Origin of the sequence: Novosphingobium lentum NBRC 107847 (assembly GCF_001590965.1) — a bacterium.
Classification (GTDB): Bacteria; Pseudomonadota; Alphaproteobacteria; order Sphingomonadales; family Sphingomonadaceae; genus Novosphingobium; species Novosphingobium lentum.
Map to the genome: position 1 here is coordinate 1 of NZ_BCTW01000009.1, position 21902 is coordinate 21902.

20 protein-coding genes and 1 tRNA gene are annotated in these 21902 nt (G+C 63.5%); 9 read left to right on the plus strand and 12 right to left on the minus strand.

Annotated features, from left to right (window positions below):
- Positions 1 to 91 precede the first annotated feature (91 nt).
- Entirely contained in the window at positions 92 to 667 is a 576-nt protein-coding gene (locus NL2_RS09260; protein ID WP_068074032.1) for a hypothetical protein, read from the minus strand.
- 152 nt (positions 668 to 819) lie between these two features.
- On the opposite strand from NL2_RS09260, the gene NL2_RS09265 reads away from it, so the two are divergent.
- The 4 genes from NL2_RS09265 to NL2_RS21150 all read left to right on the plus strand — a co-directional run bounded on the left by NL2_RS09265 (position 820) and on the right by NL2_RS21150 (position 4077).
- Entirely contained in the window at positions 820 to 1026 is a 207-nt protein-coding gene (locus tag NL2_RS09265; RefSeq protein ID WP_068074034.1) for a helix-turn-helix domain-containing protein, read from the plus strand.
- A 203-nt stretch (positions 1027 to 1229) separates the two neighbouring features.
- Positions 1230 to 1748, plus strand: a complete 519-nt coding sequence (locus tag NL2_RS21145) for a hypothetical protein (RefSeq protein WP_157083121.1) — start codon at positions 1230 to 1232, stop codon at positions 1746 to 1748.
- An 11-nt stretch (positions 1749 to 1759) separates the two neighbouring features.
- Positions 1760 to 3127, plus strand: a complete 1368-nt coding sequence (locus tag NL2_RS09270; RefSeq protein WP_068074036.1) for an ATP-binding protein — start codon at positions 1760 to 1762, stop codon at positions 3125 to 3127.
- Positions 3127 to 4077 (plus strand): O-methyltransferase, encoded by a 951-nt coding sequence (locus tag NL2_RS21150; RefSeq protein WP_157083122.1) that lies wholly within the window; start codon positions 3127 to 3129, stop codon positions 4075 to 4077. Before NL2_RS09270 ends, NL2_RS21150 begins: the two co-directional genes overlap by 1 nt.
- A 17-nt stretch (positions 4078 to 4094) precedes the next feature.
- On the opposite strand, the gene NL2_RS09280 is transcribed toward NL2_RS21150, so the two are convergent.
- The 5 genes from NL2_RS09280 to NL2_RS21625 all read right to left on the minus strand — a co-directional run bounded on the left by NL2_RS09280 (position 4095) and on the right by NL2_RS21625 (position 8236).
- Positions 4095 to 5201, minus strand: coding sequence for a DNA cytosine methyltransferase (locus NL2_RS09280; RefSeq protein ID WP_068074359.1), 1107 nt, complete (start codon positions 5199 to 5201; stop codon positions 4095 to 4097).
- Between the two features lie 172 nt (positions 5202 to 5373).
- A tRNA-Thr gene (locus NL2_RS09285) sits at positions 5374 to 5449 on the minus strand.
- A gap of 49 nt (positions 5450 to 5498) precedes the next feature.
- A complete protein-coding gene (locus tag NL2_RS09290; protein ID WP_068074040.1) occupies positions 5499 to 6374 on the minus strand; it encodes a hypothetical protein in 876 nt (291 codons plus the stop codon).
- 13 nt (positions 6375 to 6387) lie between these two features.
- Entirely contained in the window at positions 6388 to 7722 is a 1335-nt protein-coding gene (locus tag NL2_RS09295; protein ID WP_068074042.1) for a replication-associated recombination protein A, read from the minus strand.
- A 43-nt stretch (positions 7723 to 7765) separates the two neighbouring features.
- The gene (locus NL2_RS21625) at positions 7766 to 8236 is read right to left on the minus strand and encodes a hypothetical protein (protein WP_245647633.1); all 471 of its coding nucleotides are present in this window, start codon (positions 8234 to 8236) and stop codon (positions 7766 to 7768) included.
- Here NL2_RS21625 and NL2_RS21630 point away from each other — a divergent pair.
- Both NL2_RS21630 and NL2_RS09310 read left to right on the plus strand, forming a co-directional pair.
- Entirely contained in the window at positions 8201 to 8626 is a 426-nt protein-coding gene (locus tag NL2_RS21630; protein ID WP_245647634.1) for a PadR family transcriptional regulator, read from the plus strand. The genes NL2_RS21625 and NL2_RS21630 overlap by 36 nt on opposite strands.
- A 104-nt stretch (positions 8627 to 8730) precedes the next feature.
- Positions 8731 to 9174 (plus strand): hypothetical protein, encoded by a 444-nt coding sequence (locus NL2_RS09310; RefSeq protein ID WP_068074048.1) that lies wholly within the window; start codon positions 8731 to 8733, stop codon positions 9172 to 9174.
- A 28-nt stretch (positions 9175 to 9202) separates the two neighbouring features.
- Here NL2_RS09310 and NL2_RS09315 read toward each other — a convergent pair whose 3' ends face one another.
- Positions 9203 to 10429 carry a glycosyltransferase family 4 protein gene (locus NL2_RS09315; protein WP_068074050.1) on the minus strand — a complete coding sequence of 409 codons (1227 nt, stop codon included), beginning with the start codon at positions 10427 to 10429 and terminating at the stop codon, positions 9203 to 9205.
- 135 nt (positions 10430 to 10564) lie between these two features.
- A complete protein-coding gene (locus tag NL2_RS09320; RefSeq protein ID WP_068074052.1) occupies positions 10565 to 10954 on the minus strand; it encodes a hypothetical protein in 390 nt (129 codons plus the stop codon).
- 237 nt (positions 10955 to 11191) lie between these two features.
- On the opposite strand from NL2_RS09320, the gene NL2_RS09325 reads away from it, so the two are divergent.
- Complete coding sequence (locus NL2_RS09325) at positions 11192 to 12043, plus strand: outer membrane protein (RefSeq protein WP_068074361.1); 852 nt, start codon at positions 11192 to 11194, stop codon at positions 12041 to 12043.
- 180 nt (positions 12044 to 12223) lie between these two features.
- Here the strand turns inward: NL2_RS09325 and NL2_RS09330 are convergent, their stop codons facing one another.
- Both NL2_RS09330 and typA read right to left on the minus strand, forming a co-directional pair.
- Entirely contained in the window at positions 12224 to 12637 is a 414-nt protein-coding gene (locus tag NL2_RS09330; protein WP_068074054.1) for a hypothetical protein, read from the minus strand.
- Between the two features lie 295 nt (positions 12638 to 12932).
- Positions 12933 to 14777, minus strand: a complete 1845-nt coding sequence (typA, locus tag NL2_RS09335; RefSeq protein ID WP_174522603.1) for a translational GTPase TypA — start codon at positions 14775 to 14777, stop codon at positions 12933 to 12935.
- A 318-nt stretch (positions 14778 to 15095) separates the two neighbouring features.
- Here typA and NL2_RS09340 point away from each other — a divergent pair, with 318 nt between their 5' ends.
- Positions 15096 to 17810 carry a TonB-dependent receptor gene (locus NL2_RS09340; RefSeq protein ID WP_068074058.1) on the plus strand — a complete coding sequence of 905 codons (2715 nt, stop codon included), beginning with the start codon at positions 15096 to 15098 and terminating at the stop codon, positions 17808 to 17810.
- Between the two features lie 189 nt (positions 17811 to 17999).
- The gene (locus tag NL2_RS09345) at positions 18000 to 18425 is read left to right on the plus strand and encodes a DUF805 domain-containing protein (protein ID WP_068074367.1); all 426 of its coding nucleotides are present in this window, start codon (positions 18000 to 18002) and stop codon (positions 18423 to 18425) included.
- Between the two features lie 116 nt (positions 18426 to 18541).
- Here the strand turns inward: NL2_RS09345 and NL2_RS09350 are convergent, their stop codons facing one another.
- Together NL2_RS09350 and NL2_RS09355 are read right to left on the minus strand one after the other, a co-directional pair.
- Positions 18542 to 21124 carry an ABC transporter permease gene (locus NL2_RS09350; RefSeq protein WP_245647635.1) on the minus strand — a complete coding sequence of 861 codons (2583 nt, stop codon included), beginning with the start codon at positions 21122 to 21124 and terminating at the stop codon, positions 18542 to 18544.
- Positions 21121 to 21852, minus strand: coding sequence for an ABC transporter ATP-binding protein (locus NL2_RS09355; RefSeq protein WP_068074369.1), 732 nt, complete (start codon positions 21850 to 21852; stop codon positions 21121 to 21123). The genes NL2_RS09350 and NL2_RS09355 overlap by 4 nt, the downstream gene beginning before the upstream one ends.
- Positions 21853 to 21902 lie beyond the last annotated feature (50 nt).

Sequence of the window (21902 nt, forward strand, 5' to 3'; positions counted from 1 at the left end):
CGCCATGGGATACCGCGAGCGTGCACTTGCCCTATGGGGTCGCCGTGCGTCGTTTTGGCGATGGGAAAAGGTTGCGTTCAATCCGGACGAACTAGCGGCGCGCTGAGGTGGGGGATTTGTCGGCGGGCAGGGCCGAGGCTGACACCCGCGCCCGCCGCCGATCCAGATATGCGGCAGGGAATGGCAAAAGAGGCCAAGCCAATCCGAGTGTAAAAATGACCGCGATGATCGACAGGAGGAACCAGCCAATGCCAAATCGCAGGAAATATAATGGGCCAAGGATCAACTGCGTAAAGGTGATCGGAGGCTGATTTTCTGGGACGTAGCCGGTCGCCGCAAGCGCGATCAGTCGCTGGACCTCGACATAGAGGGTGGGAAATTCGTCACTGGCGACCGTGCAGACCATTTCGGAGCCTTCGGTCGTCCTGATAGTCACCGCCGTCCTGCCCCGCCGCCCGGCGATTGATCCGACGATTGCCCCGGCTGCGCCGAATGTCATTGCGCCGAGCGCGGCACCCCCAAGAGAACCGGCCGGATCGGTCGCACCTCCGTCAAGGCGATCCATCGATACCGGCAGGTGCAACCTGCCACGGTATCGGATGCCTTTCTTTTGCACAGTCGCGATCCGAACTTTGTTGTGGCCCTCGATGACATGAAGTGTAAGCATTCGCCCTCCGATAGAGACTATAGTCTCTATTCATAGGCAGATAATTGCTCGAAGCGAACAGCAAAAGCGCTGACTCCCCGGCATGAGGCAAACTTCATGATGGGGACTATAGTCCCTCGTCGATTGAGTCCGGCGCGGGTTCATGCTCTCCAATGGATTGGAATCAGATCGTTGGTGATAACGTGCGGAGGTTGCGGGGTAAGCGCGGCCTTACCCAAGAGCAGCTTGCCCATGACGCCGAGATTGATGTGACCTACCTTCGGGGGATAGAAAGCCGCCGTCGCAACCCGTCCGTTGCAGTGATCGGAAAAATTGCTGCCGCCCTCGGTGCTCATCCGCGCGATCTCTTTGAAAAATAATTGTATTTTATGCGAATTTTGCATGTTCAGCTCGATTAAAGACTTATCGAGGCCGTGCGTTCTCGCTGACGATCGAAATAGACCTCGCCTAGTGCTGCAAAACTTTCATTTTTGACGTTCTCCTTCATATATTTGCAGCGCGACCTTGTCGTCGCACCTTGTCAGTCGCAAGGCGTTGAGGATAGATAGCGGGAGGGGGAATCGTGTCCGCATTCTATAATTTCATTTCAGCGCTCGACTGGCGCCAAATCCTTTTTGGCGGCGCCATCGGAGCGCTGACGCTTGGATTTCGAACAGTGATCCAAGCGCCGATTAAGGCGCTTACACAGCATGCACTTGCGATCCGATACTTAGGCTGGCTATCTCCTCAGGAGCCTTTTAGCGGCCGGTGGGAAGTTGCCTGGCACGTTGACAGTAGCCGTTTTCCAAATATTAATATCGATACGGTCCGTATCCATTGTTTGTTTGGAAGTGTGACATTCACGACATCCACCAAACTACGTGACGGCACACCGGAAACATGCGTCTTTGTGGGTAAACTTATCGACCGAACGTTAACCGGTCGTTGGTACGATCCTAAGGACCAGGAGCGCGGCTACTATGGCGTTTTTCAGGTCCGGCTTCATGGCGGGCTCCGAGAAGGCCAGGGCGCGTGGTCGGGATGGACGAGCGAGGGAACTGTGCAATCCGATTCCATGACGTTGCGCAAAATCGAAGGGTAAGGACTACTAATATGACCGAGCCTATCGCTTATGCGGACGCGAATGCCAGTCGAGCATTTTTTGTGCAGATGCTGACCCGAGACATTACGCTCGAAGATTGCGTACTCGACCTGCTCGACAATAGCGTGGACGGCGCATGGCGATCCATTGGGCATATCGCGCCAACCCTGGATGATGGTGCTGATCTCAGTCCCTTCTGCATCGATATTCGAGCCGATGAGGGCGGCTTTTGGATGAGCGATAATTGTGGTGGAATGGACCTGCAACGAGCTGAGAACCATGCCTTCACATTCGGTCGAAAGGATGATGACGACGAAGACCGTACCGGAGATTACCGTATCGGTGTTTATGGTATCGGAATGAAGAGAGCCATCTTCAAGCTTGGGTGGAAGGTTAAAATAAACAGCACTTACTGCGATAACGGAATTGCAAAAGCTTTCTTCGTTCCAATCGATGTTAGGGCTTGGATGGCCCAAGCTGATACGGACTGGAAATTTGAAATATTCAACGCCGAACCTGCGAAATCGCAGGGGGTGGCGATCGAAGTGACGGATCTTACGCGCGGGACAAAGAGCGCCTTCGGAAATCCCTCGTTCCAGCAGAACCTGCGGCGTGTCATCGCTAGGGACTACGCGCTTCACCTACACCGTGGTCTTACGATTGTCCTGAACGGTGTGGCAGTCGATGCTTCTCTAATAACGCTGCTCGAAAGCGCTGAGTTCGCCCCTCTCCGGAAGAGTTGGGACGTCGCTGCCGAAGGTGGATCGGTGCACATCGAGATACTTGCCGGCGCCTCTGCTGCTCCACCGGATGACGAGGCTCCCGACGAGGACGACCGGGGAGAAGAGCGCTACGGGTGGTATGTCGCTTGCAATGGGCGGATCGTTCTTGCCGGAGATAAGTCCACGACCTCAATTTGGGGGCTCGAAGGGTTTCCGATTTGGCACCGGCAATATCGAGGTTTCATAGGTTTGATTCTGTTTACCTCGGATGAAACTGAACTACTCCCCCTTACTACCACAAAGCGGAGTGTCGATCTATCTTCTGAGGTGTTCCGCAGCGCTCGGCCAACCATGCGTGAGGTAACGCGTGCGTGGATCGACTACACCGGAGCAAGGAAGCAGGCTCGTGAAGTGGCGAAGGTTGCTGAGCAAGCTGCAAAGTCTGTCTCGCTTTTTTCAATCGCACAGAATCCGGTAATCGTCACGCCGACACTTCCGGCAAAGCCGAAGATAAAGACTAGCACAATCCAATATTCAATGGCGGTGACTAGGATACGTGCCTTGGCTACTGAATTTGGAAATGTAAACCTCTCTGCGAGAGAGGTTGGAATGCGGTCATTCGATTATGCTTATGATGACATGGTTGGAGAGGAGTAGTGCCCTCATTCGACGCTGTAAATTATAGCTTGAGGCCAAATAAAACTATTCAGCGCGCGATAGTTTTTGAAGGACTTCGGTCATTGTCATATGCGCTCGATTGGTCGAGCGCTGCATACATCGGATTTGGGTCAATTTGGTTCGCTGATTTTGTGATGGCTCATAAGCGATTAGGTATCGAGCGAATGATATCTATTGAATCCGACCAAATCGGTTTCCGACGCGCTGAATACAATAGGCCATTTCGTACAGTCACCGTCCTGAATGGACTATCTTATGAAATTATACCCGAGTTTTATGACGATCCCGTGATGATGTCTCAGCCTTGGGTTATATGGTTAGATTACGACTCCGAGCTTTCGGATGATGCGACGCACGAGCTACGCGGGGTCGTCGAGCGAGCACCTGCGAACAGCGCTTTAATGGTTACAGTCAATGCCTCAGGGAAAAAATACGGTGCCGATCCATCGCAAAAGCGCGAGCGTTTACGCGTCCTGCTTGGCGATGTCGTTCCTGATGCGCTTACTCGGGAACAATTGCGGGACCCTGACGCATTTGCGCTGACGATGGCAGACCTTCTTCAGCAATTTTTACAGGCAACGGCAGAAAACTGTGCACGACCGGGCGGTTTTGTTCCGGCTTTTAGAGCGGCTTACAGGGATAAGGCTTCCATGATTACCGTAGGCGGGATTCTGCCAACGATAGAGAGACGAGACGCCGTATCCACGTTGGTTACCGAAGATCGCTGGGAAGGCTTTTCCGATCTCGCGATCATCGCACCTCATTTGACATTAAAAGAACTCGCTGTTCTACAGGCGCAGATGCCCCGATCTGAAGTTATGGATCGCACTGTAGTGCAAGAACTTGGCTTTGACCTGGGCGAGGATCAAATTGAGATATTCAGACGCTATTATCGGCATTATCCCGCTTTCGCGCAGCTGAGCGCCTAAGCCTACCGACTATCATATTATTCCACCGCCTGATGTAGATCCTCGCCTTCGATCATTTGATCATGTTTCGGAAAATTTCCGACTTTCAAACGGATCGCTTCAAAAACAGCCTTGGCGATAATGGGCGAGACGCTGTTTCCGATCATTCTGAAGCTGTGCCACACAGTGGGATGGAAAATATGAGTGTCGGGGAAACCCTGCAGCCTTGCGGCCTCGCGAACGGTAATGACACGGTTTTCTGAAGGATGGATCGGCCTGACCGATTGGTACGATCCGCGATCGGCACCAGTTCCGGCCCGAAGCGTGGGGCATTGCCCCTCCCATGCCAATCGGGGATGCCGACCAATCTTATCCATACTTCCCGGCTTAACGCGAGAGAAGCGCTCGACTACGCTTTCAGTGTGTGAGGTGAACCTGTGACCGGTAAACTGCCCGTTGCTAGATCGAAGCTGGCGCGCATAGCTGGACATAGAGCCTCGCTGCATAATCTTCCAGTGATCGAAACCGTCTTGGTCGTTGAGTTTGCGAGCGCCCTGCAAATCTAGAATTGCGTCCCGAACCGTCGCCGCTGGTCGCCTGAAAATATCCATGTCTTCAGGTGCAAACGGATCACACCGCTCCCGGTCAATCCCGATAATGAAAATGCGGGGCCTCTTGGTCGGCGCACCGAATTGGGATGCATCCCATACTTGCGGACCGATCACATCATATGACCCGGCCACAACGGCGATCGCGTCATTCAGCTCGGATCGAGCGTCTTCATATGCAAGACCCAGGACGTTCTCCATTACGAAAAACGCAGGCTTCAGTTCACTTACCAGACGGAAGAAATGTCCTAGCAACGTTCGACGGACGTCCGTCGAATCACGGCGTCCGATGCTGCTAAAGCCTTGGCAGGGGGGGCCGCCGAAGACGCCGTCGATTGGAGCGCCCACCGATTTTGCAACCTGCTGGCCTGACAGTTGGGCAATGTCTACGAGGTGGAGTTGCGTGTTCTGAAAGTTGCGAGTGTACGACGATGTGAGAATTGGGTCGATGTCGTAGGCAGCGGCTACCTTGAAGCCCGCCTGATGGGCGCCAAGTGAAAATCCACCGCTACCGCAAAAAAGATCGACCAGCTTCATCGCATTCGTACCCACTCCCTCTACGGACGCCTTGCCGAACATCTTGCCCTAGGAAACCTCCTAGGAACAGGCGGTCCGATAAAATGCGGTACCTATACGGTACTCAACCCTTTTCGAGGCCTTCTGTTAACTCTCAGGAACAACTTAAATAATTAATATGTAACAATAATTATGGTGCCGGCTAGAGGATTCGAACCCCTGACCCCCTGATTACAAATCAGGTGCTCTACCAACTGAGCTAAGCCGGCCCTTTGCGTGCGACCGATCGTGCGGGCATGCGCAGCCGCGCTCTTAGCGTCATGTGACGCCGAAGGTCCAGCCTTCGGTTTGCGCGAGGTGGCGATCCAGGCCGCGGGGACGCCATGCGCCGGGATCGCGTTGCGCGCGGTGCAGCCAGGCGGCGGTGATCAGCGCGTCGGTCGCGTGGTCGTCGTAGCGGGCGAGCAGCGGCGGTGCAGGTTCGTCCACTGCCGCGAACAGCGCCTCCAGGCGTTCGCGGCTGCGCACCTTGCTGCGGCCCTTGGGCAGGCCCAGCTGCACCGCCGCGATGCTGGTGTAGATTTCCACGATCGCCGGGCCATGCGCGGGCAGCGGGTCCATCGGCCAGATCGCGATGCGCCCGGCCAGTCGGTGGAGCAGCCGCATCGCGGTGAGGCTCGCCTTGCCGACTTGCGCGGCGCCGACGAGGTTGAGGCTGCAGTAAGGGTTGGCGAGGCCCGCCTCGCGACTGGCGATTTCCACCCGCCGCAGCCGCCCGCCGGGCGCCGCGCCATACCGGTCGCCCAGCCGCCCGGTCTGACGGAAGTATCGCCCGGCTTCGGCATGCGCGACGAAGGCATTGGCGGCAAAGTGCGGTTCGTCGGTGGCGTGGCGCTCGACCAGTGCCCACAACGCGCGGGCGGTGGCGGGGGTTTCGTCCCATCCGGGAAAGTAGGCGCCGGTATCGAGGAACGGCAGCCCGACCGACACGTCGAGCCCGATCAGGATGTCGTCGCGCGCCGCGATGCGCGCTTCGATCCAGGCGAGCGCGCGGGCGCGGCTCCAGCCGCCGGGCGGTTCGATCAGGGCAGGGGCCTTGCCCGCCTGCTTGATCGCCAGCGCCATGCCGGGAAGCCGTTCGCCCACCGCGCCCGACCAGTCGAACACGGCAGCGGCAGCAAATTGGCGGGTCATGGCTTGCGCGCCGTCAACGCCCCTGCATCTCGCGGCGCTTGCCGTCCCAGAATGCCAGGCGCTCGCGCAGCTTGGCCTCGAACCCGCGTTCCACCGGGGCGTAGTAGGTTTGCGGTGCCATCTCTTCGGGCCAGTAGTCCGCGCCCGAAAACCCGTCGGACGCGTCGTGGTCGTACGCATAGCCTTCGCCATAGCCGATCTGTTTCATCAGCTTGGTCGGGGCGTTGAGGATCGAGGGCGGCGGCATCAGCGATCCGGTTTCTTTTGCGCTGCGCCACGCCGCGCCCATCGCCTTGTAGGCGGCGTTCGATTTGGGTGCGGTGGCGCAGTACAGGCAGGCCTGCACGATCGCCAGTTCGCCCTCCGGCGAGCCGAGGAATTCATACGCATCCTTGGCGGCAAGGCACTGCACCAGCGCCTGCGGATCGGCGAGGCCGATGTCCTCGCTGGCGAACCGCGTCAGGCGGCGCAGCACGTACAGCGGCTCCTCCCCCGCAGTCAGCATCCGCGCCATGTAGTACAGTGCGGCCTGCGGATCGGACCCGCGCAAGGATTTGTGCAGCGCCGAGATCAGGTTGTAATGGCCGTCGCGATCCTTGTCGTACACCGCCACGCGGCGCTGCAGGAACGCACCGAGCGCGGCGGGATCGAGCGGGGCGCCCACTTCGGTGTCGAACAAAGTCTCTGCCTGGTTGAGCAGGAACCGCCCGTCGCCATCGGCCGACGCGACCAGCGCGGCGCGGGCGTCCGCCGTCACCGGCAGTTGGCGGCCGACGAGCGCTTCGGCCTTGGCCAGCAGGCGTTCCAGCGCGTCGGCATCGAGCCGGTGGAGGATCAGCACTTGCGCACGGCTGAGCAGCGCGGCGTTGAGCGCGAAGCTGGGGTTCTCGGTCGTCGCGCCGACCAGCGTCACCGTGCCGCGCTCGACATACGGCAGAAACCCGTCCTGTTGCGCGCGGTTGAAGCGGTGAATCTCGTCCACGAACAGAAGTGTCCTGCGGCCAGCCAGCATGCCCACCTCGGCCTCGGCGAACACTTTCTTGAGGTCCGCCACGCCCGAAAACACCGCGCTGATCGCGGCAAAGCGCAATCCCACGGCATCGGCCAGCAGCCGGGCGATGCTGGTCTTGCCCGTGCCGGGCGGCCCCCACAGGATCATCGAGGAAAGCTTACCCGCCGCGACCATGCGCCCGATCGCGCCGTCGGGGCCGGTGAGGTGCTCCTGCCCGACCACCTCTGCCAGCGCGGCGGGGCGCAGGCGATCGGCCAGCGGCGCATCGTCGGCCACCGTCTCGCGCGGCTGGTCTGCGGGATCGTGGGGCGGGGTGTCTGCAAAAAGATCGGCCATCGCGGGCAAGATAGGGGCACGGCGGGCCGGATGCGAAAAATTTTCACACAGGCCTTGCCAAGATGCAATTAAGATATATCTTAGATGCATCATGAAAAGGATGAAACAGATGCACAGGCATTCTCACGGTCCCCACGGGGGACATCACGACAACAACGGCTGCGGCGAAGGTCGCGAGGATCGGGGACGACACAGCGAAGGTCGCCGCGCAGAAGGTCGGCACGGCGAAGGTCGGCATGGCGAGGGTCGGCATGACCAGCGCGGCGCATGGTTCGCCGCGCGCTTCGGTGGTGGCTGGCCGGGTGGGCTCGCGGGCGGTTTCGCCCACGATTTCGCCCATGATTTCGCACGCGAATTCGGTCGAGGCTTCGGTGGTCCCGGCGGCCCCCGAGGGCGCGGCGGCCCTGACGGTCCGGGCGGCAGGGGTGGCCGGCGCGGTCCGCGCGGACGCATGTTCGGTGGCGGCGAACTGCGCCTGTTGCTGCTCGCGCTCGTCGCCGAACAGCCGCGCCACGGTTACGAGCTGATCAAGGCGATCGAGGATCTGGCGGGAGGGCAGTATGCCCCCAGTCCGGGCGTAGTCTATCCCACGCTCAGCCTGCTGGTGGACGAAGGCATGATCGCCGAAAGCGCCGCCGACGGACCGCGCAAGGCGTTCACCGTGACCGAAGCCGGGCAGGCCGAACTCGCCACCCGCGCGGACGAAGCGGCGGGCTTGCGGGCGCGGCTCGCGGAACTGGGCGCGGCGCAGGATCATGAGGCGGCCCCCCCGGTGCGTCGCGCCATCGGCAACCTGTTCGCTGCGCTGCGTGCGGGAGCGGCGGCCGAGGGCTTCGACCGCGAAAAGGCGCACCAGATCGCCGATATTCTCGACGAGGCGGCGCGCAAGATCGAGCGGTTGTAACCCGACGCCGACGCAAACCTGAACCACACCTAACCTCACATTGCCCAACCCGGGCGGAGCGTGATATGCTCCGTCCGGGTCCACTGGCTTGGGGAGAGGCGACGATGGAACTTGCCAGCGACACGCGCAACGCGGCACCGTGGCACTTGTGGGCGATCGGCACGATCAGCCTGCTGTGGAACAGTTTCGGCTGCTACGATTACACGATGACCAACTTGCGCGATGCGAAATACCTCGCGCAGTTCCCGCCCGAAGTGATCGGTTATCTCGACACCATGCCCGGGTGGCTGACCGCCTTCTGGGCGCTGGGCGTGTGGGGGTCGATCGCGGGGTCGGTGTTGCTGCTGCTACGCTCGCGCCATGCGGTGACCGCGTTTGCCGTCTCGCTGCTCGGACTGGCGGTGAGCCAGGGCTACCAGTTCGTCACCGGCCGTCCCGACGCGATGAAGGGCTCGGCCATGCTGGTGATGACCGTGGTCATCTGGGGCGCGCTGATCTTCTTCCTGTGGTACGCCGCGCGGATGAAGCGGCAGGGCGTGCTGGGGTAGCGCAGGCCCGGCTCGGACTGGAACCGGTTCAGGCCGGAACCGACCACCGCCGCGCCTGCTTCTGGCGGATCAGCCGCAAGTAGGTGTCGGCCACCGCCTGGTTGATCTGGTCCCAGCCGAATTCCCCCGCGCGCGCCTCACCTGCTGCGCCGTGGCGCGCGCGCAAGGCGGGATCCTCGATGTAGCAGCGCAAGGCTTCGGCGAAGTTGCGCACCGCGCCCGGCGTGATCAGGCGGCCCGAAACGTGGTCGTCGACCAGGCTCTGGCTGCCGGTCGCGGCGGCGGCGACCACGGGCAGGCTGCAGGCCATCGCCTCCAGCGTGACGTTGCCGAACGTCTCGGTCACGCTGGGGTTGAACAGCACATCCATGCTGGCCACTGCGCGGCCCAGGTCCATGCCGCCCTGAAAGCCGGCGAACACCGCCTGCGGCAGCCGCGCGGCGAACCATTCGCGCGCCGGGCCTTCACCCACGATCAGCACGCGATGGCGCACGCCGCGCCGCGCGAGCATGTCGATCGAGTCCGAAAACACGTCGAGCCCCTTTTCCATCACCAGCCGGCCGAGGAACCCGATCACGATCTCGTCGTCGGCGATGCCCAGCTCCTGCCGCCACGCATTGCTGCGGCGACCGGGGTGGAAGATGTCACGGTCCACCCCGCGCGACCAGATGTCGATGTCATAGTTCATGCGCTGCGCGCGCAGCATCTGCGCCATCGATTCCGACGGCGCGACCAGCGCGTCGCAGCGGCGGTAGAACCGGCGCAGGCCCGCTTCGACCACGGGTTCGAGGAACGCCATGTTGTAATAGCGCGGATACGTCTCGAACCGGGTGTGGACCGAGGCGAGGATCGGGAGCTTCTTGGCGCGCGCCCAGCTGACCGCGCGATGGCCGACGATGTCGGGCGAGGAGACGTGGATCACGTTCGGCGCAAAATCGCGCAAGTCACGGCGCACGCGCGGGCTGAGCGCCAGCGGCAGCCGGTATTCGGCGCGGCCGGGAATGGGCAGCGACGGCACGCCCACCAGCCGGCCCTTGGAAGGGAACGCCGGATGCGCGACCTTGGGTGCATAGACCCGCACATGTGCGCCCTGCCGCTGCAAGTAGCCCACCAGCCGGTTGAGCGCCTGGTTCGCGCCATCGCGCACATAGTTGTAGTTGCCGCTGAACAGCGCCACGCGCAAGTCGCTAAGCTCCGGGGCGGTGTTTTCTGCATCGCGCGGACCGGTGGGCGAATGTTCTGCGAGATCGGCCATGGTCGGGCGCCATACTGCCGTCGCGGTCGCTTGGCGAGCGCGAAGCACGACGCGGCGCACTGTCCCAGATGGGAAACTCCGATGAACAGGTACGGGCGGCTTGCCCAAGCGCGCCGCCCGTTCCGTCAATCCGGCTTACCAGCCGCGATGGTGTCCGCGTCCTTCGCCACGACCGCCCCAGCCGCGCCGATCGCCGTCATGGTCCCAGCCGCGACGGTCGCGGCGCCAGTCGCGGTCGCGGTAATAGTTGCCGCGATAGGCGGGGTACGAATTGTAGTAGTAATAGCTGCCACGATAGCGCGGATAATAGCCGCGATCGTAGTAGTAGCCGTCGTCGTAATCGCGATGGTCCGATGCCAGCGCGGCGCCGAGCGCGAGGCCGACCACACCCGCGCCGATCGCGATGGCGGCATCGTCGCCACCGCCACGGTGGCGGTAATAATCGCGCGCTTCGGCCGGTGCCGCCGCGGTCAACGCACTCGCCGCAAAAGCAGCAGTCAGCGCAGCCTTGCCAAACAGGTTCATGTTGCGTCTCCAGACATTTCCGGACGGCAGCCCGCGACCCATCCGCCGACTCGCCGGAATTGTATATCCGGATTGGAGCATTCCAGCGGTGAACCGCCGATTAACTCGCTGTTGATGTGTGTCTTGATTGCAACAGTTGCTCAGAATGGACCAATAGGCCGGGAACGGCTCGTGCATTGGATGCTTTGGATGTTCGATGGCGCTGGCCATCGCGAGCTTGATCACAAAGGAATTCACATGAGCACCTTCCATTGTATTGCGTGGCCGCTGGCTGCTGCCTCCGCAATGCTGGCATTCCCGGCCATGGCGCAGGACAATACTTTCAACCGCGACAAGCATTTCGATGGTCCGTATATCTCGGGCACGGTCGGCGTCGCGGCGCAGCCCAACGATCCCGGCGATACCCTGATGTTCGACACCGGCAGCGGCAGCTATAACGACACCGTCACCACGGCGGCTGGCGGAAACGCGTTCTCGCCCGGGTTCTGCAACGGTCGCTTCACCAGCACCGCGCCGGGCACCGGCTGTTCGAACGACAAGGACCGCGTCGCCTATTCGGGCCGCATCGGTTACGACAAGCGGATGGGCAGCAACATCGCGATCGGCGCGCTGGTCGAAGGTTCGGGCAACAACGCGCTCGACGGGACCTCGGCGTTCAGCACCACGCCGGCGGCGTATGAAATCACGCGCGGTCTTGACTATGCCATCTCGGCGCGGGCGCGTGCCGGGTTCACTCCCGGCGGCGGCGCGCTGTTCTATGGCACCGGCGGCATCAGCTATGCCAAGATCGCGCACAGCTTCCGCACCACCAACACCGCCAACACGTTCACGCCGAACCGCGACGGCAAGATGGTGTTCGGCTACCAGGCCGGCGGCGGCACCGAAGTGATGCTGACCGACCACATCTCGCTGGGGCTGGAATACCTGTTCAACCGCTACAAGGACAACAAGTACTACGTCCAGGTCGGGCAGGGCACGGCGGCGGCCACCAACCCGTTCATTCTGAACGGCCGGACCACCCGCATCCGCCAGGGCAGCGAGAACCTGACGTTCCACACGCTGAGCGCCACGATGAGCTATCGCTTCTGAACGCAACCCGCGTTACCGAAGCCTGCAACGAAGGGCCGTCTCCTGCGGGAGGCCGCCCTTTTCGCATGGTGGCCCGCAAGGTGCCGGACAAAACAAATCCCCCGGAACCTTGCAGCCCCGGGGGATCGGTAATTCAGGTCAGGCCCGATCTGGCTCGCGGACCGGGCCGGACTTCAGCGATCAGTCGTCGTCGCGGTCATGGCTGCGGTGCTGGTTGTAGCCGCGGTTGTCATATCCGCGACGATCGTAGCCACGGTCATAGCCGTTGTTGTAGCCATTGTAGCCGTTGTTGTAATAGCCGTTGTTGTAGCCGTTATAACCGTTGTTGTAGTAACCGTTGTTATAGCCATTGCTGTAGTAACCACGGTTGCTGCCGTTGCTGTAATAGCCCCGGTCGCGATCGCGATGATGGTTGTTGCCCGATGCCACGGCGGCACCGATGGCCAGGCCGATGATCCCGCCGACAACGGCGCCGGCAACGGCATCGCCGCCGCCGTCATGGTATCCGCGAGCCTGCGCGGCAGGGGCGGTGGTGGCGAGCGCGGTGGCTCCAAGGGCCAGACCCAGGGCAGCCTTCTTGAACATGGTCTTCATCATTCATCTCCTCGGTCCGGTGCGCCGCGCTTGTGCGTCGCGTTCCGTGGCCTCGAAGATGGTTATGGATGATTCGTCCTGAACGGTCGCGGCACAACCGTGGCAGCTTTCGTTCAGGAAAGTAAAAAGTTGTATTAACGGCGTTTCATGTGCGTTGACCGGTCCCTGACTTCGTCAGCGATCTTGCGCGGCATCGGTCCGCGCGGTTGGTTTTGTGTTTCAGCGAGGCTGAAACAGAGCGGGCCGGTGCCGCCCCCGCCGTGAGGCGGGAAAAAGCGCGTCGGCCCGCGAACCCTTACGCAGCCTTCTTGCGGCCGGCCTTCTTGCGATCGTTGGGATCGAGCAGCGCCTTGCGGATGCGGATCGACTTGGGGGTGACTTCGACCATCTCGTCGTCGTCGATGTAGGCGATGGCCTGTTCCAGCGTCATGATCTTCGGCGGGGTCAGGCGGATCGCGTCGTCCTTGCCCGTCGAGCGGAAGTTGGTCAGCTGCTTCGACTTCATCGGGTTGACTTCGAGATCGTCGGGCTTGGCGTTCTCGCCGATGATCATGCCTTCGTACAAAGGCTCACCCGCGCCGACGAACAGGATGCCGCGTTCCTCGAGCGGGCCGAGCGCGTAGGCCACCGCTTCGCCCGCGCCGTTGGAGATCAGCACGCCGTTCTTGCGGCCTTCGATCTTGCCCTTGTGCGGCCCGTACTTCTCGAACAGCCGGTTCATGATCCCGGTGCCGCGCGTGTCGGACAGGAATTCGCCGTGGTAGCCGATCAGCCCGCGCGACGGGGCGGAGAAGGTGATGCGGGTCTTGCCGCCGCCTGAGGGACGCATGTCGGTCATCTCGCCCTTGCGGGTGGCCATCTTCTCGACGACGGTACCGGCGTATTCGTCGTCCACGTCGATCACGGTGGTTTCGTACGGTTCGGTCTGCTTGCCGTCCTCGTCGGTGCGATAGAGCACGCGCGGACGGCTGATGCCCAGCTCGAAGCCTTCGCGACGCATCGTTTCAATCAGCACGCCCAGCTGCAGTTCCCCGCGCCCGGCCACTTCGAAGCTGTCCTTGTCGGCGCTTTCGGTCACCTTGATCGCGACGTTCGATTCGGCTTCGCGGGCCAGACGGTCACGGATCATGCGGCTGGTGACCTTGCTGCCCTCGCGGCCCGCCATCGGCGAATCGTTCACGGCAAAGCGCATCGACAGCGTCGGCGGATCGATCGGCTGCGCGTGCAGCGGCTCGGTCACCGAAGGATCGCAGATGGTGTTGGCGACGGTCGCCTCGGTCAGCCCGGCGATCGAGATGATGTCGCCCGCCTTGGCTTCGTCCACCGGCACGCGTTCGAGCCCGCGGAACGCCATCAGCTTGGAGGCGCGGCCGGTCTCGATGATGTTGCCGTCGTTATCCAGCGCGTGGATCGGGCCGTTGACCTTGATCGTGCCCGACTGGACCTTGCCGGTCAGGATGCGGCCAAGGAAGTTGTCGCGATCGAGCAGCGTGACGAGGAACTTGAACGGTCCGTCGACATCGGCGGCCGGCGGCGGCACATGCTCGACGATCTTGGCGAACAGCGGCTTCAGGTCGCCTTCGCGGGCTTCCATATCCTCGCTGGCGTAACCGTTGCGGCCCGAGGCGTAGAGCACGGGGAAATCGAGCTGTTCGTCGTTGGCATCAAGGCTGACGAACAAGTCGAACACTTCGTCGAGCACTTCCTGTGCGCGGCCGTCCTGGCGATCGATCTTGTTGACCACCACGATCGGCTTGAGACCCAGCGCCAGCGCCTTGCCGGTGACGAACTTGGTCTGCGGCATCGCGCCTTCGGAGCTGTCGACCAGCAGGATCACGCCATCGACCATCGACAGGATGCGCTCCACCTCGCCGCCGAAATCGGCGTGGCCGGGGGTGTCGACGATGTTGATGTGCGTGGTGTGGCCGTTGTGGTCATCCCATTCGACCGAGGTGCACTTGGCGAGAATGGTGATCCCGCGTTCCTTTTCGAGGTCGTTCGAATCCATCGCCCGCTCCTCGACCCGCTGATTCTCGCGGAAGGTGCCCGACTGGCGGAACAACTGATCGACCAGAGTGGTCTTGCCGTGATCGACGTGCGCAATGATTGCGATGTTGCGCATGGGGGTTGGGGCGGACATGGGACGCTTTCAAAAATGTGATGGCAAAAGGTGTTGGCGATTGCGGGTGTTCGGCGGACGCTACGACCCGCTCATTCCAAGGGCGCGCGCTTAGCCGCAATTGTGCGCTGCGGCAAGGCTTGGTGCAGGGGTGGTCCCACTGAAACCTGTGTCAATAAGGCAACAATCGGTGGTTATGCGCCACGGATTGCGATTTGGCGATTGTGCGGATTCGCGTCGAATTCTACAAAATCGGTCGGGACCAGGATGTATCAGACCACAACGGCCGCTTCTGTGCGGAACATCCCGGTCAGTCGTTGAGAAGGATATCCACGCATCATGAAGATCGTCTTCGCGGGCCGCCGCGCCTCTGCCGTTGACTCGCTCGCCCGTCCGGCCCTGCTGGCCGGGGCCGCCGGCTTGGCGCTCGCCATCGCCGCGCAGGCCCATGCGCAGGCGCCCGCCGCGCAACCTGCCGAGGAAATGGCGCAACCCGCCGCCGATGCGCCGTCCGCTGCCACCGGCGAAGGCAACGAGATCATCGTTACCGCGACCAAGCGCGAGCAAACGCTGCAGGATATCCCGGTGGCAGTCAGCGTGACCACGGCGCAGACTCTGGAGCGCGCCCAGATCCGCGATATTCAGGATCTGCAAAGCGTGGTTCCGTCGCTCCGCGTCAATCAGCTGCAAAGCTCGGCCAACACCAACTTCTTCATCCGCGGCTTCGGCAACGGCGCCAACAACGCGGGCATCGAACCTTCGGTCGGCGTGTTCATCGATGGCGTCTACCGTTCGCGGTCAGCGGGGCAGGTCGGCGATTTCCCCGACGTGCAGCGCATCGAAGTGCTGCGCGGACCCCAGTCCACGCTGTTCGGCAAGAACGCGTCGGTCGGCGTGATCTCGATCGTCACCAAGGCGCCGCAGTTCACGCTCGGCGGCAACGTCGAGGCGAGCTACGGCAACTACAACGCGGTGGTGCTTAAGGGTGTTATCACCGGCCCGATCACCAAGGACCTCGCGGTCAGCCTGGCAGGCGGGTACAACCGCCGCGACGGTTACAACGAGGATCTGGGCACCGGCAACAAGACCAACGAGCGCAACCGCTGGTTCGTGCGCGGGCAGGCGCTGTACGAGCCCACCTCGCAGCTCAAGATCCGGCTGATCGGCGATTACGCCAAGGTCAATGAAAACTGCTGCGGCGTGGTGAATCTCCAGCCGTCGGCAGCCACCGCGATCATCAGGGCGCTGGGCGGCAACGTCAATGCGACCAGCGATCGTTTTGGCAACCACGTTTACGACAACTTCGATTCGACCAACAAGATCGAGAACTACGGCCTGTCGGGCCAGGTCGATTATGAAGCCGGTCCGCTGACCTTCACCTCGATCACTGCCTATCGCCGCACCAACGCGGTGACCAACCAGGATTCGGACTTCTCCAGCGCCGATCTGATCGGGCGCAACTTCCAGGATCTGCGGATCAAGACGTTCACCCAGGAACTGCGGCTTGCGACCAACCTCGAAGGTCCGCTCAACTTCCTGCTCGGCGGCTACTACTTCAACGAAAACATCAAGCAGGCCAACCAGATTACGCTGGGCACGCAGTTCCGGCCTTATGGCAATGCGCTGGTGCAGGGCGCGACCGGTGGGGCGCTCAGCCTTCCGGTGCTCGAAGGCACGTTCGGCGCGCTTGAAGGCAATCCCGGCAAATATATCGGCCAGTTCTTCGCCACGGGTCAGGGCCTGGACGAACACTATCGCCTGAAGGACGAGGCGTTCTCGGTCTTTGCGCAGGCCGATTTCAAGATCGGTGACCGGCTGACGCTGACCGGCGGTGTGAACTACACCAAAGACAAGAAGAACTTCGGCATCAACGTCAACACCACCGACGCGTTTTCCCAGATCAATCTGGACAATCCGGCCTATGCGCCGTTCCGCAAGGCGCTGCTGCTGGGCGGGGCGTTGCAATCGGCCGGGATCGACCCCAACAACGCTGCGGCGGTAGGAGCATTCGCGACCAACCCGGCTACCGCGCCGATCTTTGCAGCGTTCAACGCCTTTGCCACGGCCAACCAGAACAACCCGGCGGCCAACCCGCTGAATGCGCTCAAGGGCTTTCAATTCCTGCCACCGGGCGTGCCTGTGCCCAACGCAGTGGAGCCGGGCAAGACGAGCGATGACAAGTTCACCTACCTTGCCCGCGCGGCCTACAAGATCACCGATCAGGTCAACGTCTACGCCAGCTTCGCCACGGGGTTCAAAGCCAGCTCGATCAACCTTTCGCGTGACAGTCGCCCGTTCCCGTCGGATGCGGCGGCGCTGTCGGCTGCCGGGCTGACCCAGGTCAACCAGACATTCACCACGCGCTTTGCACAGCCGGAAAATTCCACGGTCTATGAACTGGGGCTCAAGGCCAACTGGGGCGTGGTTTCGGTCAACATCGCGGCGTTCGACCAGATCATCAGGAATTTCCAGTCCAACGTATTCACCGGTCTGGGCTTTGTCCTGACCAACGCCGGCAAGCAGTCGGTCAAGGGCTTCGAATTCGAAGGCACCGCCAGGCCGACCCCTGAACTGACGCTGTCGATGGCGCTGACCTACCTGAAGCCCAAGTATGACCAGTTCAACCTGTCGGCGCTGGGCAACCTGTCGGGTACGCGACCTGCGGGCATCCCGGCGATTTCCGCCACCTGGGGCGCGCAATACGATCACGGCTTCGCCAACGACGATCACCTGATCGCGCACCTCGACTATCACTATGAATCGCCCGTGCTGACCGAGGAAGGCCTGCCCAACTTCCTTGACGCCAAACTGCCCGATGGCGGGACGGCCAACGCGATCGCGGCATCGCGCCAGTTCATGGCCGAAGTCAGCGAACTCAACGCTTCGCTGACCTACGCCATGCACAACGGCATGGAATTGAGCGTATGGGGCCGCAACCTGACCGATCACCGCTACCTGCTGAACATCTTCCCTTCGGTGGCGCAGCTGACCTCGGTGTCGGGCTACACCAGCCCGCCGCGCACGTATGGCGTGTCCGGCCGCTATCGCTTCTGACCTTAACGGATACATCCTGGGGAGAGGATGGGAAGGGGGCCGCTCGCGGCCCCCTTTTTCGTGCGCGCAACAGGCACGCCCGGCCTGCCTTTCGGCGGCGATCGCCCGTTTTTCTTGCAGCGGCGCACATTTCGTGTCTCATTCATGCCGGGAGCGACCTGCAAGGGGCGCGCTGCAAGGGGACCGATCATGGAATGGATGCTGTTGCCGTATCGCCGGTACTTCGAATTTACCGGGCGGTCGCGCCGCAAGGAATACTGGATGTTCGTGCTCTTCTCGATCCTGGTGCAGATCGCGATCGGCATCGTGTTCGGTCGCACCACCACCACCACGTATGGCCCGACGGGGATCGGCGGCGGGTTCTACACCTCGCTGACGGGCGGCGGCAACATCGTGTCGAGCCTGTTCAGCCTGGCCAACTTCATTCCCAGCCTGGCCGTGGCGGTGCGGCGGCTGCACGATCAGGACAAGTCGGGCTGGCTGATGCTGCTGGTGTTCATCCCGCTGCTGGGGTGGATCGCGCTGCTGGTGCTGATGTGCCTGGAAGGAACGCGCGGCCCCAATCGCTTTGGTGACGATCCCAAGGGCGTCGGCGGCGCGGCGGTGTTCGAATAGGCGGCGGGCGCAACCCGCTGAACAAACCGGTGTCCCCGCGAAAGCGGGGGCCTCGTTCGGTGAGGCGGTGAAGGCCTGAGGTTCCCGCCTTCGCGGGGATGCAGGTTCGGGAGGCGTTACAACTCGCGCAGCACCGCGGCGGGCCGGGTGCGCAGCGCGCCCAGCGATCCGCCCACCGCCAGCCCGATCACCAGCGCCAGTCCGGTTCCGAGCACCGCCAGGATCCGGCCCCAGTTCGGCAGCCACGCAAAGTCGAACAGTTCGACGATCACCAGCCACGCCGCGCCGCTGCCCAGCGCCAGTGCCAGCACCGCAAGCACGCCCGCCAGCACTGCGTATTCGGCCAGCAGCAGCGTCAGCAGCTGCCGTCGGCTGGCCCCCAGCACCCGCAGGATGACGTTGTCATAGGCGCGCGCTTCCCGCGCGGCGGCGATCGCGCCGGCCAGCACCGCCAGCCCCGCCAGGATCGCCACGCTGGCCGCCGACAGGATCGCGGTGCCCATCTGGCCAAGGATGTGGCGCGCCTGCGCAATCACCGGGCCGACCTCGATCACCGATGTCGACGGGAACCCGCGCACCAGCCCGGTGAGCAGCGCGCGGCGCACCGGCGCGGTTTTTTCGGATGCGGGCAGTTCGATCGTCGCGGCCAGGTTGTGCGGCGCGTCGGCGATCGCGTTGGGGCTGAACACCAGCACATAGTTGAAGCCCATGCTGTCCCAGTCGATCCGCCGCAGCGAGGCGATGCGCGCGGTGCGCTCGATCCCCAGCAGGCTGATCGTCAGTTCGTCGCCGATCGACAGATTGAGCGCCTGCGCCAGCTTCTCGTCGATCGAGACCAGCGGCGGACCCGCATAGTCGGCGGGCCACCACTGCCCGGCGGTGAGCGAATTGCCGTCGGGCACGGTGGCGGCATAGGTCAGCCCGCGCTCGCCGCGCAACGGCCAGGCATCGTCGGGGATCTTCGCCATGTCGGCCACGCGGATCATGCGTCCGGCCGGGCCATAGGCGGTGATCGTGCCGCGCAAGGCGGGCACCATGCGCACGTCGGCGCGGGGCGCGGCGGCGTGGACCGCCTTGCCGAACGCCTCGGCCTGCGGGCGCGGTACGTCGAGCACGAAGTAATCGGGCGCGCGTGCCGGCACGCGTTGCGCGATGTTGGCATCGAGGCTGGTCTCGACGCCGGCCAGCAGCACGAATGCCGACAGCCCGAAGCCCAGCGCCACCACCAGCGCGCCGGTCTGCGCACCGGGGCGGTGGAGGTTGGCCAGCGCCATCCGCGCGATGCTGTTTTTGGGGCGGGGGCTGCGCGCGGCGAGCCACGACACGCTAAAGCCCAGCGCGGCGAGCAGCACGAACAGCGCCGCCGCTCCGCCCAGGAACCCGGCGGCGAGCCACGGCTGCGGCGAGGTGCCGATGGCCAGCGCGGCAATCCCGGCAAGGCTTGCCCCGACCGGCAGCACCGCCGCGCGCCAGCCGCGCGCCATCGGGCTCACCCGCGCGCGCATCAGCGTCATCGCGGGGAAATCGCGCGCGCGCAGCAGCGGCGGCGCGGCGAAGGTCAGCGCGATCAGTGCGCCATAGGCCGCCGCGATGGCCAGCGCGCGCGGATCGAACACCACGCCCGGCGCAATCGGCAGCAGCCCCGACAGCGCCCAGCCGAGCACCGGCGTCACCGCCAGCCCGATCGCCAGCCCCGCCACGATCGCCAGCGCGGTCGTCACGCCCAGTTGCAGCAGATAGATCCGCGCGATGTCGCCGCCGGTTGCGCCCAGGATCTTGAGCGTGGCGATGCTGCCGCGCCGCGCCTCGAGATACGATGTCACGCCGTTGCCGATGCCGATCCCGGCAATCGCCAGCGCGGCCAGTGCGACCAGCACGAGGAACTGGCCCATCCGCTCGATGAAATTGTACAGGCCCGGCACGGCGCGTTCGCGCGTGCGCACGTCGAATCCAGCGGCGGGGAACTCGTGCTTGATCCGTGCCGAGACCACGTCGGGATCGCTGGCGGGTGGCAGGCGCAGCCGGTACTTGGCCTTGGCCATGCTGCCCGGCTGAACCAGCCCGCTGGCATCGAGCGCGGCGCGGCTGACGATCACCGTGGGGCCGAGCGAGAACCCTTCGCCCAGCCGGTCGGGCTCATCGGCGACGATGCCGCCCACGCTGAGCGTTGCGTTGCCGATCAGCAGCCGGTCGCCCGGCTTCACGCGCAGGCGGTCGGCCACGCCGGGCGCGATCCATGCGGACAGGCCTTGCGGGGCGGATGCGTTGTGCGCAGCGCCGTCCGGCCCGGTCACGGTGAGCGTGCCGTACAGCGGCCAGGCGGCGTCGACCTGCTTCAGCTCGATCGGCACCGCCAGCGTATCGTTGCCCGGAACGCGCGCTATCGCCTGCAGGCGCATGCCCGCCGAAACCCGCCCCATGCCGTTGAGCGCGGCCAGTTCATCGGGCGCCGCCTCGCGCTGCGAAACCGAGACTTCGACGTCGCCGCCCAGCAGCACCCGGCCGCGCCCCATCAGCTCCTGCTGGATCGCGCCGGTCAGCGTGCCGATCGCGGCAAGCGCGGCGGTGCCCAGCACGAGGCAGGCGATCAGCAGGCGAAGCCCCCTGAACCGCCAGTCGAGCCCGCGCCGCGCGATCGCCCAGGCGCTGCCCCAGCCGAGGCGCGGGGACGCTGCCACGCTCAAATGGGGATCGCTCAAGCGCGCGTGTCCGAAACGATGTGGCCGTCGGCCAGCGTCACTACGCGGCCGCAGCGCGCGGCCAGCGCCGGGTCGTGCGTCACGATCAGCAGCGTCGCACCCGCTTGCGCGGCGCGCGCGAACAGCAGGTCGGACACCGCATCGCCGTTGGCGGCATCAAGGTTGCCGGTGGGCTCGTCGGCGAACAGGATCGCGGGGCGCGGCGCGAGCGCGCGGGCCATCGCCACGCGCTGCTGCTCACCGCCCGAAAGTTGCGCCGGGTAATGCGTCAGCCGGTGACCCAGCCCGACCGCGCCGAGTTCCTCCGCCGCGCGCGAGAAGCCATCGGGCATGCCTGCCAGTTCGAGCGGCGTGGCGACGTTTTCCTGCGCGGTCATCGTCGGCAGCAGGTGGAACGCCTGCAGCACGATGCCGATGCGCCCGCGCCGGGCGGCCGCCAGCCCGTCTTCGTCGAGCGCCATGAAATCGGCGCCCGCCACCTGCAGACTGCCGCCGTCGGCGCGCTCCAGACCGGCCAGCACCGCCAGCAGCGAGGACTTGCCCGAACCCGAAGGCCCCAGCAGCGCCAGCGTCTCACCCCGCCGCACTGCCAGGTCGATCCCGCGCAGGATTGCGACCCGCCCGTCGCCTTCGCCCAGCGACAGGATGAGGCCGCGCGCGTCGATGACCGTTTCGGCTGAGGATGTGGTTGCAGGGGTGGGGGCGAGCGGCGGGAGAGCGGTTTTCACAGTGCACGCGTGCCATGGAATGGTTGCGGTTTGCAACCCGATCGCGGTAT